Annotated in this window: 11 protein-coding genes and 6 pseudogenes; 8 read left to right on the top strand and 9 right to left on the bottom strand. The window is 50.7% G+C overall.

From position 1 onward, the window contains the following. Window positions 1–30 precede the first annotated feature (30 nt). Both ACSVHP_RS20635 and ACSVHP_RS20630 read left to right on the top strand, forming a co-directional pair. Window positions 31–249 carry a hypothetical protein gene (locus tag ACSVHP_RS20635; RefSeq protein WP_004187411.1) on the top strand — a complete coding sequence of 73 codons (219 nt, stop codon included), beginning with the start codon at window positions 31–33 and terminating at the stop codon, window positions 247–249. A gap of 2 nt (window positions 250–251) precedes the next feature. Beyond that, complete coding sequence (locus ACSVHP_RS20630) at window positions 252–461, top strand: DUF7706 family protein (RefSeq protein ID WP_004187413.1); 210 nt, start codon at window positions 252–254, stop codon at window positions 459–461. Window positions 462–583: 122 nt separating this feature from the next. Here ACSVHP_RS20630 and umuC read toward each other — a convergent pair whose 3' ends face one another. The 7 genes and pseudogenes from umuC to ACSVHP_RS20595 all read right to left on the bottom strand — a co-directional run. Continuing rightward, a complete protein-coding gene (gene umuC, locus ACSVHP_RS20625; RefSeq protein WP_024190314.1) occupies window positions 584–1,849 on the bottom strand; it encodes a translesion error-prone DNA polymerase V subunit UmuC in 1,266 nt (421 codons plus the stop codon). After that, entirely contained in the window at window positions 1,837–2,271 is a 435-nt protein-coding gene (locus tag ACSVHP_RS20620) for a LexA family protein (RefSeq protein WP_004187425.1), read from the bottom strand. The genes umuC and ACSVHP_RS20620 overlap by 13 nt, the downstream gene beginning before the upstream one ends. Window positions 2,272–2,363: 92 nt before the next feature. Beyond that, the gene (gene pemK-mt / locus ACSVHP_RS20615; RefSeq protein ID WP_004187427.1) at window positions 2,364–2,696 is read right to left on the bottom strand and encodes a type II toxin-antitoxin system toxin endoribonuclease PemK-mt; all 333 of its coding nucleotides are present in this window, start codon (window positions 2,694–2,696) and stop codon (window positions 2,364–2,366) included. A 1-nt stretch (window position 2,697) separates the two neighbouring features. Beyond that, window positions 2,698–2,955 (bottom strand): type II toxin-antitoxin system antitoxin PemI, encoded by a 258-nt coding sequence (gene pemI / locus ACSVHP_RS20610; RefSeq protein WP_004187429.1) that lies wholly within the window; start codon window positions 2,953–2,955, stop codon window positions 2,698–2,700. A 91-nt stretch (window positions 2,956–3,046) separates the two neighbouring features. Continuing rightward, window positions 3,047–3,409 (bottom strand): annotated as a pseudogene (locus ACSVHP_RS20605) (CPBP family intramembrane glutamic endopeptidase); the annotation flags it as partial. Between the two features lie 68 nt (window positions 3,410–3,477). Continuing rightward, window positions 3,478–6,048, bottom strand: a pseudogene (locus ACSVHP_RS20600) (Tn3-like element Tn3 family transposase); the annotation flags it as partial. After that, window positions 6,035–7,000: pseudogene (locus tag ACSVHP_RS20595) on the bottom strand (IS1380-like element ISEcp1 family transposase); the annotation flags it as partial. The pseudogenes ACSVHP_RS20600 and ACSVHP_RS20595, both read right to left, overlap by 14 nt. Before the next feature lie 187 nt (window positions 7,001–7,187). Between ACSVHP_RS20595 and ACSVHP_RS20590 the strand changes: the two are divergent. The 3 genes and pseudogenes from ACSVHP_RS20590 to araJ form a co-directional block, all read left to right on the top strand. After that, a pseudogene (locus ACSVHP_RS20590) lies at window positions 7,188–7,502 on the top strand (transposase); the annotation flags it as partial. Window positions 7,503–7,883: 381 nt separating this feature from the next. Further along, entirely contained in the window at window positions 7,884–8,528 is a 645-nt protein-coding gene (locus tag ACSVHP_RS20585; RefSeq protein WP_061586512.1) for a quinolone resistance pentapeptide repeat protein QnrE1, read from the top strand. Between the two features lie 120 nt (window positions 8,529–8,648). Further along, window positions 8,649–9,824 (top strand): MFS transporter AraJ, encoded by a 1,176-nt coding sequence (gene araJ, locus ACSVHP_RS20580; protein ID WP_061586621.1) that lies wholly within the window; start codon window positions 8,649–8,651, stop codon window positions 9,822–9,824. Window positions 9,825–9,829: 5 nt separating this feature from the next. On the opposite strand, the pseudogene ACSVHP_RS20575 reads toward araJ, so the two are convergent. Together ACSVHP_RS20575 and ACSVHP_RS20570 are read right to left on the bottom strand one after the other, a co-directional pair. Further along, window positions 9,830–10,156, bottom strand: a pseudogene (locus ACSVHP_RS20575) (alkylhydroperoxidase domain protein); the annotation flags it as partial. Continuing rightward, a pseudogene (locus ACSVHP_RS20570) lies at window positions 10,157–10,546 on the bottom strand (DUF4158 domain-containing protein); the annotation flags it as partial. It lies immediately after the preceding pseudogene. A gap of 161 nt (window positions 10,547–10,707) precedes the next feature. Here ACSVHP_RS20570 and ACSVHP_RS20565 point away from each other — a divergent pair. The 3 genes from ACSVHP_RS20565 (at window position 10,708) to aadA1 (ending at window position 12,911) form a co-directional block, all read left to right on the top strand. Next, window positions 10,708–11,265, top strand: coding sequence for a recombinase family protein (locus tag ACSVHP_RS20565; RefSeq protein WP_001217881.1), 558 nt, complete (start codon window positions 10,708–10,710; stop codon window positions 11,263–11,265). A gap of 233 nt (window positions 11,266–11,498) precedes the next feature. Further along, window positions 11,499–12,053: an AAC(6')-Ib family aminoglycoside 6'-N-acetyltransferase gene (gene aac(6')-Ib, locus ACSVHP_RS20560; protein WP_065187201.1), complete on the top strand. Its 555-nt coding sequence runs from the start codon at window positions 11,499–11,501 to the stop codon at window positions 12,051–12,053. Between the two features lie 69 nt (window positions 12,054–12,122). After that, window positions 12,123–12,911, top strand: a complete 789-nt coding sequence (aadA1, locus tag ACSVHP_RS20555; RefSeq protein WP_001206315.1) for an ANT(3'')-Ia family aminoglycoside nucleotidyltransferase AadA1 — start codon at window positions 12,123–12,125, stop codon at window positions 12,909–12,911. The last annotated feature ends 36 nt before the right edge of the window (window positions 12,912–12,947 follow it).

The following is a 12,947-nucleotide window of genomic DNA, read 5'->3' as shown; positions in this document are numbered from 1 at the left end:
GGCGCTACCGTCGCCAGAAGGGGGTTTTACATGTTCAGCATCATTTATCACGCCGGCGCAGCCGTCCTTTTCCTGGTCATGAGCCTGGCGGCCGGCGCCGGCCTCCTGCTTCATAGCCATGAATATACGACAGGTCATTTCTGGAACATGACGGGGCTGTGCATTGTGTCAACTCTCGTCTGGATCTGGGCTGTAGCTCAGGCAAAAGAAGCCTGGTACATTTCACGAAACATCAAAAAAGGACTCTGACCATGAAAGATGAAATTCGCCACGAAAAACCCGTTGAAGTGAATATACAACTGACACACAGAGAAGCGCAGGCTCTGGCGCAACTGGTTAAGCGTCTGGGATTCAGTGACTGCCGCGGCCTGGCGACGTCAGATATTGAGGCATATCTGATGATGGATGGAATCAACCAGATCATGAAAGCACTGGCTGAAGAGGGCTATGCACCACGATAAGGGCCGGGACTATCTGGAATTAGCCGGAAATACAACCCTATCACGCGGGCAGTAAGGAGAGGTTTTAATGTTCCCGACACCAGGGAAAACAAGCCGCCGTCAAGAGCGGCTGCACATCGCTGTTATCGCATAAACGCCGCGGGAATATCCTTCCACTGCGTGGTGTAGGCCGGGGACAACATTTCACGGCGCATGGCATATTCCGGATCAATACCTTCTCCGGCGAAGAAGATCCTTGACCTTCCTTCCCTGTTTATTTTGTCGATGGTGGCCATCAGTTTTTCGCTGCCCGGCCGCACAGCAGCCGGCGAAAACAGATCCAGCTGGGTTTCATATCCCTGCAGATCGCTGAGCATCACGCCGGCTTTTGCATACCGCACGCCCTCACGCCAGATACGCGACAGTCCCAGCTGCGCCGCGGCGATGATGTCGCGGGTATCCTGGCTTGGCACGGGAAGCACTTCCGTAGCCTGGTTACTGTAGGGCACACCGCCGGCGTCATAAGCACTGCTGCGGATAAAGACCGTTACCACCTTCGCCAGGCGGTTTTCCTGGCGCAACTTTTCCCCTGCCCGTGTGGCATATTTAGTCACCGCCTGCTGCATCTGCGCCAGTTGCGTGACCCGTGCTCCAAACGAACGGGATACAACAAGCTGCTGTTTCGCGCCGGTTCCTTCCTCCAGGGCAAAGCAGGCCTCGCCACGCAGCTCACGAATGGTCCTTTCCAGCGTCACACCGTACAGCCGGCGTGCAAGACGGATATCCATCTCTGCGAGCGCCAGCGCCGTTTTGATCCCCATTGCCGCCAGCCCTTTTTCGGTACGATGGCCAACGCCCCACACATCGCCGGCCGCCACCAGGCTCATCAGCTTTTTCAGTCTTACAGGATCACTGAGCGCCACAACCCCCCCGGTAGCAGGCCACGTCTTTGCGGCATGGTTGCACAGCTTGGCCAGCGTCTTCGTTGGCGCGACGCCGACTCCACAGGTGAGCGTTGTCTGGCGCAGCACTTCAGCCCGCAAAAGCTGGCCAAACGCCTGCGGCGTCATCACTCCCTCCATATGAGAGGCATCCGCAAAGAGCTCATCAATTGAGTAAACAAATGTCCGCGGCGCCAGACTCTCCACCACGGTTGCAAATCTGGCGGAGAATGAGGCGTAAAGGGTGTAGTTGGAACTGAATACGGCAACGTTATGCTGTTCCAGCAGGCGGCGGCAGCGGAAATAGGGCTCCCCGCGGCGCACGCCAAGCGCTTTCGCCGCGCGATTGACCGCAACAAGCGCCCCGTCGTTGTTGCTGAGAACGACCACAGGGCGACCTCGTAAATCAGGGCGGAACGCTTCTTCGCAGCTGCAGTACATCGAATTGACATCGATTAAGGCGTACACGGGCGGTGTCTCATGACAGTGAACGTAACCACACCCCATATCTGCAGCGCCTCTGGATCAAACCTGATTGGCGGAAAAGCCGGATTCAGCGGCATCAGGCAGGGGTAAGGGCGGAGCTGCAGCTGCTTGACCGTAAATTCATTATCGATGCTGGCAATCACGATGCTGCCGTGCCGGGGCTCTTCTGCCCGATCGACGACCAGCACATCGCCATCATGAATGCGGGCATCACGCATAGAATCGCCGGACACACGCAAGAAGTACGTTGCGGCCGGACGCCGCACGCAGTAATCATGCAGGTTAAGTTCATTGGCCTCATAGCCTGCGGCCGGGCTGGGAAAGCCGGCCGCAACGGGCTCGGCAAAAAAAGGGAGTGCGTCACCTTCCACTGAAGGCCGGGGATAAACGAGATCCAGCGCCATAATTTAGCCTCCAACAACTGTTTATACATACAGTATATTGCAGGCTTCAGGAAACAGGCAATGCCGGCATATTTCATGCCGGCACGCTGGGGTCAGGTCAGGATGGTGGCCAGACGGCCAAGAACGTCGTCCATGATAGTCTCTGGCACCCGTTCGAGTCGTTTGCCGCCGCGGGCTTTCATATCGATCGTCCGGGGTTGATCGCAACGCACAACGCCGGTGGTACGTATGCCGGCGCCGTCAAGCGACACAGCAAAGCCTGCTGTGCGGGCAAAATTACCTCCGCTGGTCACGGGCACAACAACAGGCAGGCGGGTCACGCGGTTAAAAGCAGCCGGCGTGACAATCAGTACCGGCCGCGTTCCCTGCTGCTCATGACCTGCGGTAGGGTCAAGCGAGACAAGCCAGATTTCCCCTCTTTCCATGTCAGATTTCCTCCTGACCAGCCGCCGGCGCATCCAGCCATTCACGTTCTTCTGCCGAGATTTCAGCGTTCGGATCGCACTGTGCCAACAGCTCAGCCAGTGAATACTGCGGGCGTCTGTGCGGCTCCACAATCAGCCGGCCATTATCAATGACCATGCCAACTTCATTATCTGTACCCAGCGACAGCGCATTCAGCAGTGCCGGTGGGACGGTCAGCATGACTGAGCCGCCAACCTTCTTCAGTCGAGTGGTATGCATTTTTCCCTCCATAAAAGTTATATTTAAATATAACATTCACTAAAAAAACATACCAGCCTTTAACGCACAATGTTTAATAAAAATATAACTTTCAGCCCAACAGTAAACCCAGCGCGGTAGCTTCCATATGCAGCAATACCGGCAGCAGCAGGCCGCCACTTCTGATCCGGGCAGCTGATGTAATCAGCCCCACCAGGAACATTTCTGCCAGGGTCAGCAGGTTCTGATACTGCATATGCACGGCGGCAAACAGCAAAGACGTTATCAGCGCGCCCAGCCACATCGTCCAGTTGTACCTCGAACGGAAGACGTTCAGCATGACACCACGGAACAGGATTTCCTCATTCAGCGGGGCAAGGATAAAGACGGCCAGCAACGTCAGGATCACATCGGGTATGGACTTATCGGCAAAAAGTTTCGTCATAAATGGCTCAGCGGGCAGGTCCAGCACTTTACGGGGTCTGACGCTCAGTGGAACGAAAACTCACGTTAAGCAACGTTTTCTGCCTCTGACGCCTCTTTTAATGGTCTCAGATGACCTTTGGTCACCAGTTCTGCCAGCGTGAAGGAATAATGGCCGAGCATATTGATATGTCCGTGGCAAAGCGGGGAGAGGCGTGCGATATCTTCATCATTCAGTGTTTCACCCTGCGCCCGGAGATGATCCAGAGCTGCCTGCATATAAATAGTGTTCCATAACACGACGGCGTTAGTGACCAGCCCCAGAGCTCCCAACTGATCTTCCTGACCGTCGGTATATCGTTTTCTTATCTCACCTTTTTGACCGTGACAGATGGCTCTGGCAACTGCATGACGGCTTTCTCCCCGATTAAGCTGGGTCAGAATGCGCCGGCGGTAATCTTCATCATCAATATAATTAAGCAGATACAGCGTTTTGTTGATGCGCCCCACTTCAATGATTGCCTGAGTCAGTCCGGAGGGACGTTCACTTTTCAGCAATGAACGGACCAGCACTGAGGCCTGTACTTTGCCCAGCTTCAGGGAGCCTGCGGTCCGGATCATTTCGTCCCACTGAAGGACTATTTTTCGGGGATCTGATTGCCCTCTGGCAATATCATTCAGCACGCCATAGTCGGCATCATGGTCCATTCGCCAGAAAACCGAAGCACCGGCATCAGCCAGGCGTGGAGAAAACTGGTATCCCAGCAGCCAGAAAAGGCCAAAGACAAGATCGCTGGCACCTGCCGTATCGGTCATAATTTCGGTTGGATTCAGCCCGGTCTCCTGTTCCAGAAGGCCTTCCAGCACAAAGATAGAGTCCCTCAGCGTCCCCGGTATAACGATGCCATGAAAGCCGGAATACTGATCGGACACAAAGTTGTACCAGGTGATCCCTCTGTTATTACCAAAGTATTTGCGGTTCGGTCCGGCATTGATTGTTCTGACTGGCGTAACAAAGCGCATTCCATCTGCAGATGCCACTTCTCCTCCACCCCATATCTGTGCCAGTGGCAGCGTTGCCTGAAAATCAACCAGTCTGGCATTAGCGCTGGTGATAGTTTCAGCCCGCAGATAGTTCGCTTTTGTCCAGTTCAGCCGGTGTCGGGTCAGTGCAGGAACATTTGATCTGATCAGTGGTTCCAGACCGATATTGCAGGCTTCAGCCATCAGCACGGCGCTGATGCTGACGGGCAGATCATCAACTCTGGCACTGGCTTCACTGGCATGGAAAAACTCATCAGCAAATCCGGTATGGGCGTTAATTTCGAGCAGCAACTCCGTTAAATCCACCGGAGGGAGCAGATCACTGATCATTTTGCTCAGTCGTTTCAGACTGTCCGGCTCATCAAGACTGGCGAGGGGAGAAATTGTCAACCGGGGCTTCGGGCCAGAAACATCGAGTTCGACAGCCTCATTTTCGCCAAGACGTGCAGCAACCTGTCTGTAACGACTATCAAGCTGATGGCCCAGAGATTTTATTGCTTCCTGCGGGTCTGTCGGGTGCCCCAAAGAACGATAAACCTTAATCCGATTTGCCTGCCAGTCAGCACCCTGTAGTAATCTTGCACGAGGATCTCCCCACCGGTTACTGCCGGTAACGTAGACATCCCTCCGTCTCAGACTATCCTGCAGTTTACTGAGAAAGCAGAGCGTGTATCCCCTTCGGGTGATATGTTTTTCCTTGTTAATCACCAGCCGTTTCCATGACTGACTGATGATTTCCGTTGGTGCGTCGTCAAAAAACTGCCGCCGTGAGCTGAACTCCCGGCTGAGGTAGTCACAGGCATTCAGAGTGGTAACCCCGGCAGGTGCGGATGAAAATTTAACGGTATTCAGCAGATGGGGCAGGAAACGACGAACGCGCCCGTACTGCTCCACCATTTCGTCATGAAAATTATCGTCTGAGGGCCGGGCAATTTCACGGACAAGCGTGATGATTTCAGCCAGCTTTTGCCTAGGGATGTAGCTGAACACCTCAGCACGAATCGATTCGTCCGGTGTTTCTTCTTTCAGCAAGTACGAACATGCGCTGGCGAGCGCCAATGCAGATTTATCCAGATCCTTCAGCGAGCGGAGCCGTTTTTTCTGCCCAATCTTTCTGGCGTCACGGATGATAACGGCCAGCATGGCGTCCAGAACGTCCAGTGCATCATCCAGCGCCAGCGTTTCCCATGCAAGGACAAAGGCAACCAGAACCGCCATCCTTTTCTGCGGTGACATCCTGGCAATATTGAACACCGAAGTCATACCAGCATAACGTGCGAGATTTTTCAGGCGCACAGCCGGGAGTGTACTCAGGTTTTCAGCATGCAGGCCAAAATCGTTCAGAGTTTTCCAGCGTTCAATTGCTTCATTAAACGCCGGACCACTGATGGTCACAGGGCCTTTTTTCAGTGATTCCAGTAAAGACAGGCGGCTGCAATCAGTTGGCCCCAGCAGCATCTCCAGCTGTGAACGCTGTTCGGCTGACGGTATCAGTGCCAGTTTGTTCCACAGGCGCAACGTCGCCTTTTCCCTTACCTCTGAAATCAACCGGGTCAGCGTGGTGGCTCCGGGGAGAATAATACGATGTTGCATAAGCCACCCTGTCGCCAGGTCGAAAAGCAGGCCAGGACGTTCGTTGCTTATCCAATATAACTACTTTTTCAGAAAGCAAGGTAGTATTTGTTACAAAGAAAAAGTAGTCGTATTCGGAACCTTCTAAAAGTGATAATTGTGCTCTTTCTTTTTCTGGTTTCAGTACGCGAGATACGACAAATCTTCTGTCTTTTTCCCATTTAACTAATTTTGTATACAGTTCTGTAGTTTCTCTACCTTCTTCTCCTTTAACGAATACAATTGATGAATTCGTTGCTTGTGAGGTGAGTGTAGAATAACTTTTGGCTTTAATTAAATATTTGCATCCAAGAGATTCTATCGTTTCGATAATTTTTTCATCAAAGTAGCCACTATCCATTCGAAATAAAATTTCTAAATCGTCTGATTTGATGTTAGCAACAATTTCTTTGATCATTTCCGCAGCACCGTTTGCAGTGTAAGTATTGCCACTTCTTACAAATCCGGTAACATATGCTTTTAATTCGTCGCAAAATGCAAATTGGATATTGTAGCATCGGTTTCCCAGTTTCTTAGGATTATATCCTTTTGACGCACCTTCTTGATGACCTTCTACGTTAATTACACTACTATCAATATCAATCGTAATGGATGTCAATTTACTTTTAGTGAGCAGTTTTTTAAAGACTTTAAAATTAATGTCTCTAAACATTTGGGTTGTCTTGAAGTTGAAGTTTCCTAGAAACCGTGACACTGTTTCAGGTTCTTTTACGGAAATATCAAACTCGTTGACGAGGGGATCATTTTGAAGTAGCTTTAGACGTTCTAACTTATCAATGCCAATGAAGTGACCGCAGAGCATGGTCTTTATATGATTCATCTTGATTTTATTTGTTGAGTCATTATCAAATACGAGGTCATTTTCAATAAAATCAAAAATCCCATTGCTTTTTGCATTCTCAAGGAGCAGAAAAAGACCTGCATTTGATGTTAGATTCTTAGCTTTGAAATCAATTTTATTAATCATAATTAGAACCCCTTTTTACTACTTTTCTTACTATTATTTTACCATATATCGAGTCATAAAAGCTGATAATTTAACATATTTTTGAGCACTTTTCTTTCACCCAATGGGTGAAAGCTGAATTTCGAAGGAATGCATATTTATCAAGGCTTTGATTATGCTTTTTGAAGTACTGACGTAGAATCTAGGTATATACTATGAAAAGCGTGGTAATGCTGAAAACTATATCAAAGAAGCCAAATACGACATGGCGGTGGGTCATCTCTTGCTAAAGTCATTTTGGGCGAATGAAGCCGTGTTTCAAATGATGATGCTTTCATATAACCTATTTTTGTTGTTCAAGTTTGATTCCTTGGACTCTTCAGAATACAGACAGCAAATAAAGACCTTTCGTTTGAAGTATGTATTTCTTGCAGCAAAAATAATCAAAACCGCAAGATATGTAATCATGAAGTTGTCGGAAAACTATCCGTACAAGGGAGTGTATGAAAAATGTCTGGTATAATAAGAATATCATCAATAAAATTGAGTGTTGCTCTGTGGATAACTTGCAGAGTTTATTAAGTATCATTGCAGCAAAGATGAAATCAATGATTTATCAAAAATGATTGAAAGGTGGTTGTAAATAATGTTACAATGTGTGAGAAGCAGTCTAAATTCTTCGTGAAATAGTGATTTTTGAAGCTAATAAAAAACACACGTGGAATTTAGGTCCTCATCTCCGAATCGGGTGATGTGCCTGGAAGGAACTAACACTTTGAAGTGTAATGCTGGCCGGCAACCTTCGCGGGAATTTTTGACATACGTGTCTGATAAGCGTGTTTCCCTTCATCAGGTAACGGGTTAGAATGGTGAGAAGGACTGTATAAATAAACAGGGTGGTGCCATGGCATTGATTTTTGAAGGCGAAAAAATAGGTCGTAACCGTTTTACCGGAGAGAAAATAGAGAATGCAATCTTTCGTAACTGCGACTTTTCCGGTACGGATTTAACCAGCTCGGAGTTTATCGGCTGTCAGTTCTATGACCGGGAAAGCCAGCAGGGCGGTAACTTTAATCGGGCGCAACTTAAAGATGCTATTTTCAAAAGCTGCGATTTATCGATGGCGGATTTCAGGCATTCAAATGCATTAGGCATCGAAATCCGTGAATGCAGGGCGCAAGGGGCCGATTTCCGCGGGGCCAGTTTTATGAACATGATCACCACCCGTACCTGGTTTTGCTGTGCTTACATCACAAAAAGCAACCTGAGCTATGCCAATTTTTCGAAGGTGGTTCTGGAAAAATGCGAGCTGTGGGAAAACCGCTGGAACGGCGCGCAGATACTTGGCGCCACCTTTAGCGGCTCGGATCTGTCTGGGGGCGAGTTCTCATCCTTTGACTGGCGAGCGGCCAATTTTACCCACTGCGATCTGACCAATTCAGAACTGGGTGATCTGGACGTGCGGGGTATTGATTTGCAGGGCGTCAAACTGGACAGCTATCAGGTTTCCCAGTTGATGGAGCGACTTGGCATCGCTGTTTTAGGCTAACGGTATTCACAGTCTCACCTGAATGAATGGATTAACCTGTCAGCCAACGGATTTGAACTGGCTCACCATACCAGATTGTTTGATAATGCCCGTCGCGAATAGTTAACCCGTGGTCGTGGTATGAAAAAAACAATTTTTTCGTTGGCGCTTGGTACGTTTGGTCTGGGAATGGCCGAATTCGGCGTGATGGGCGTGTTGACGGAACTGGCGAAGGACACCGGGATTTCGATTCCCTCTGCCGGGAACATGATCTCCTTTTACGCCTTCGGCGTGGTGATAGGCGCACCGATTGTGGCGCTGTTTTCCAGCCGGTTCTCTCTGAAATCAACATTATTGTTCCTGGTGGCGATGTGCGTCATTGGGAATGCCCTATTCAGCCTTTCACATTCTTACGTCGGGCTGGCGACAGGCCGCTTAATTTCCGGATTCCCTCACGGCGCGATTTTCGGCGTAGGGGCGATAATCCTCTCCAAAATTGCGCCGCCGGGAAAAGTCACGGTCGCGGTGGCCGGTATGATCGCCGGAATGACCGTAGCCAATCTTGTCGGCGTACCGCTCGGGACGTGGCTTGGGCATGAGTACAGCTGGCGCTATACCTTTTTCCTGATTGCTGCCTTTGATGTGCTGGTGATCCTCTCCGTGTTGCTGTGGGTGCCCACTCTGCACGATAAATCAGAGATCAAATTGACCGCGCAGTTCCACTTTCTGAAGAAACCGGAGCCCTGGCTGATTTTCGCCGCCACCATGTTTGGCAACGCCGGCGTCTTCGCGTGGTTCAGCTTCGTTAAGCCGTTTATGGTCAATGTATCGGGTTTCTCCGAAGGCATGATGACCGTCATAATGATGCTGATGGGGCTCGGCATGGTGTTGGGCAATCTGCTGAGCGGTAAACTCTCGGGGCGGTTTAGCCCGTTGCGCATTGCGGCCACCACCGACATGGTCATTGTCGCCTCACTGTTGCTGCTTTTCGCCTTTGGCGAACTGAAAACGGCCTCGCTGTTGATGGGCTTCGTCTGCTGTGCAGGCCTGTTTGCACTTTCCGCACCGCTGCAAATTCTTCTGCTGCAGAATGCGAAAGGGGGGGAAATGCTCGGGGCGGCGGGCGGACAGATGGCCTTTAATCTGGGTAGCGCTGTAGGGGCATACTTTGGTGGGATGATGATTACGCTCGGCTTTAGCTGGAGCTATGTCACGTTACCGGCGGCGTTGTTGTCCTTCGCTGCGATGACCTCGCTGTTGATGTATGGCCATCTCTGCGCCAAAAAGCGTCAGGCCAACGAGCGGGCGCTGGCCTGATTTTTTCAGGGAAGCCAGGGCTCGCCCAGGGTCAACATCAGACGGTTGGCCCAGGCAAAGAACGCGGCGGATTGCAGCAGATCGAGCTGTTCAAGCGTATCCAGTTTCTGTTTTTCCAGCTCAGCCAGATGGCCCGGCGTGGCGGCCGGTGGCGTGACCGACAGCGCCGCCGCATAGTTGATTTCCGCCTGCCAGCGCGCAGACTGCCCCTCGCTCAGGGCGCGTCCCGGCCTGACGGCCAGAAGGGTTTCCACCGCGCCGTCGTCCTTTGACAGCTGGCTCGCTTTGCGCGCATGGACAGATGCGCAGTAAATGCAGCCGTTGATTTTACTTAAAAGACGGGTAAGGCGAAATGTCCAGGGCCAGGCAAATTCACGATACTGATAGTGCTGACGTATCAGCGCTGCATGCTCACGGCGGGTATTTTCCCTCTGACCGTATTCTGCAAGAACGGTGATATCACGAATCCCGAGCTGTCTGGCGGTAAAATGCCGGACGCCGGAAGGAATATGATTCATGTCAGTAAGAAAAGTGCCCAGAAAACGCACACACCCGATTTGCAGGGCAATACCAAGTCGATTGTGATCACCCCGGCTTTTCCCGATAAATTCTTTATCCGCTTCATCAAGATGAAAATAACGCGCCAGCTGAAGTTCATCGGGTTCGCCAGTGAACCTGCCATAACTCTCAACCTGCTCAGTGGTCAAAAAATCAACGGGCATATCGGCCTCCCTGCCTGACGGCTTTTTTAACACAACTGCAACCGTTCGAAATATTATAAATTATCAGACATAGTAAAACGGCTTCGTTTGAGTGTCCATTAAATCGTCATTTTGGCATAATAGACACATCGTGTCTGATATTCGATTTAAGGTACATTTTTATGCGAATTTTTGGTTATGCGCGGGTCTCAACCAGCCAGCAGTCCCTCGATATTCAGATCAGAGCGCTCAAAGATGCAGGGGTAAAAGCTAACCGCATCTTTACCGACAAGGCATCCGGCAGTTCAACAGATCGGGAAGGGCTGGATTTGCTGAGGATGAAGGTGGAGGAAGGTGATGTCATTCTGGTGAAGAAGCTCGACCGTCTTGGCCGCGACACCGCCGACATGATCCAACTGATAAAAGAGTTTGATGCTCAGGGTGTAGCGGTTCGGTTTATTGACGACGGGATCAGTACCGACGGTGATATGGGGCAAATGGTGGTCACCATCCTGTCGGCTGTGGCACAGGCTGAACGCCGGAGGATCCTAGAGCGCACGAATGAGGGCCGACAGGAAGCAAAGCTGAAAGGAATCAAATTTGGCCGCAGGCGTACCGTGGACAGGAACGTCGTGCTGACGCTTCATCAGAAGGGCACTGGTGCAACGGAAATTGCTCATCAGCTCAGTATTGCCCGCTCCACGGTTTATAAAATTCTTGAAGACGAAAGGGCCTCGTGATACGCCTATTTTTATAGGTTAATGTCATGATAATAATGGTTTCTTAGACGTCAGGTGGCACTTTTCGGGGAAATGTGCGCGGAACCCCTATTTGTTTATTTTTCTAAATACATTCAAATATGTATCCGCTCATGAGACAATAACCCTGATAAATGCTTCAATAATATTGAAAAAGGAAGAGTATGAGTATTCAACATTTCCAAACAAAGTTAGGCATCACAAAGTACAGCATCGTGACCAACAGCAACGATTCCGTCACACTGCGCCTCATGACTGAGCATGACCTTGCGATGCTCTATGAGTGGCTAAATCGATCTCATATCGTCGAGTGGTGGGGCGGAGAAGAAGCACGCCCGACACTTGCTGACGTACAGGAACAGTACTTGCCAAGCGTTTTAGCGCAAGAGTCCGTCACTCCATACATTGCAATGCTGAATGGAGAGCCGATTGGGTATGCCCAGTCGTACGTTGCTCTTGGAAGCGGGGACGGATGGTGGGAAGAAGAAACCGATCCAGGAGTACGCGGAATAGACCTGTCACTGGCGAATGCATCACAACTGGGCAAAGGCTTGGGAACCAAGCTGGTTCGAGCTCTGGTTGAGTTGCTGTTCAATGATCCCGAGGTCACCAAGATCCAAACGGACCCGTCGCCGAGCAACTTGCGAGCGATCCGATGCTACGAGAAAGCGGGGTTTGAGAGGCAAGGTACCGTAACCACCCCAGATGGTCCAGCCGTGTACATGGTTCAAACACGCCAGGCATTCGAGCGAACACGCAGTGTTGCCTAACCCTTCCATCGAGGGGGACGTCCAAGGGCTGGCGCCCTTGGCCGCCCCTCATGTCAAACGTTAAACATCATGAGGGAAGCGGTGATCGCCGAAGTATCGACTCAACTATCAGAGGTAGTTGGCGTCATCGAGCGCCATCTCGAACCGACGTTGCTGGCCGTACATTTGTACGGCTCCGCAGTGGATGGCGGCCTGAAGCCACACAGTGATATTGATTTGCTGGTTACGGTGACCGTAAGGCTTGATGAAACAACGCGGCGAGCTTTGATCAACGACCTTTTGGAAACTTCGGCTTCCCCTGGAGAGAGCGAGATTCTCCGCGCTGTAGAAGTCACCATTGTTGTGCACGACGACATCATTCCGTGGCGTTATCCAGCTAAGCGCGAACTGCAATTTGGAGAATGGCAGCGCAATGACATTCTTGCAGGTATCTTCGAGCCAGCCACGATCGACATTGATCTGGCTATCTTGCTGACAAAAGCAAGAGAACATAGCGTTGCCTTGGTAGGTCCAGCGGCGGAGGAACTCTTTGATCCGGTTCCTGAACAGGATCTATTTGAGGCGCTAAATGAAACCTTAACGCTATGGAACTCGCCGCCCGACTGGGCTGGCGATGAGCGAAATGTAGTGCTTACGTTGTCCCGCATTTGGTACAGCGCAGTAACCGGCAAAATCGCGCCGAAGGATGTCGCTGCCGACTGGGCAATGGAGCGCCTGCCGGCCCAGTATCAGCCCGTCATACTTGAAGCTAGGCAGGCTTATCTTGGACAAGAAGATCGCTTGGCCTCGCGCGCAGATCAGTTGGAAGAATTTGTTCACTACGTGAAAGGCGAGATCACCAAGGTAGTCGGCAAATAATGTCTAAAACAAAGTTATGCACCTATTAAGCGCACA

Source organism: Enterobacter sp. 186315 (genome assembly GCF_053290175.1).
Note: the sequence above shows the minus strand (reverse complement) of the source record. Positions and strands in the feature narration are given on the sequence as shown.

Excerpts from the sequence above, each read along its gene's own strand:
- ACSVHP_RS20635 (WP_004187411.1), top strand. The coding sequence starts at position 31 with ATGTTCAGCATCATTTATCACGCCGGCGCAGCCGTCCTTTTCCTGGTC.
- ACSVHP_RS20630 (WP_004187413.1), top strand. The coding sequence starts at position 252 with ATGAAAGATGAAATTCGCCACGAAAAACCCGTTGAAGTGAATATACAA.
- ACSVHP_RS20620 (WP_004187425.1), bottom strand. The coding sequence starts at position 2,271 with ATGGCGCTGGATCTCGTTTATCCCCGGCCTTCAGTGGAAGGTGACGCA.
- pemK-mt (WP_004187427.1), bottom strand. The coding sequence starts at position 2,696 with ATGGAAAGAGGGGAAATCTGGCTTGTCTCGCTTGACCCTACCGCAGGT.
- pemI (WP_004187429.1), bottom strand. The coding sequence starts at position 2,955 with ATGCATACCACTCGACTGAAGAAGGTTGGCGGCTCAGTCATGCTGACC.
- ACSVHP_RS20585 (WP_061586512.1), top strand. The coding sequence starts at position 7,884 with ATGGCATTGATTTTTGAAGGCGAAAAAATAGGTCGTAACCGTTTTACC.
- araJ (WP_061586621.1), top strand. The coding sequence starts at position 8,649 with ATGAAAAAAACAATTTTTTCGTTGGCGCTTGGTACGTTTGGTCTGGGA.
- ACSVHP_RS20565 (WP_001217881.1), top strand. The coding sequence starts at position 10,708 with ATGCGAATTTTTGGTTATGCGCGGGTCTCAACCAGCCAGCAGTCCCTC.
- aadA1 (WP_001206315.1), top strand. The coding sequence starts at position 12,123 with ATGAGGGAAGCGGTGATCGCCGAAGTATCGACTCAACTATCAGAGGTA.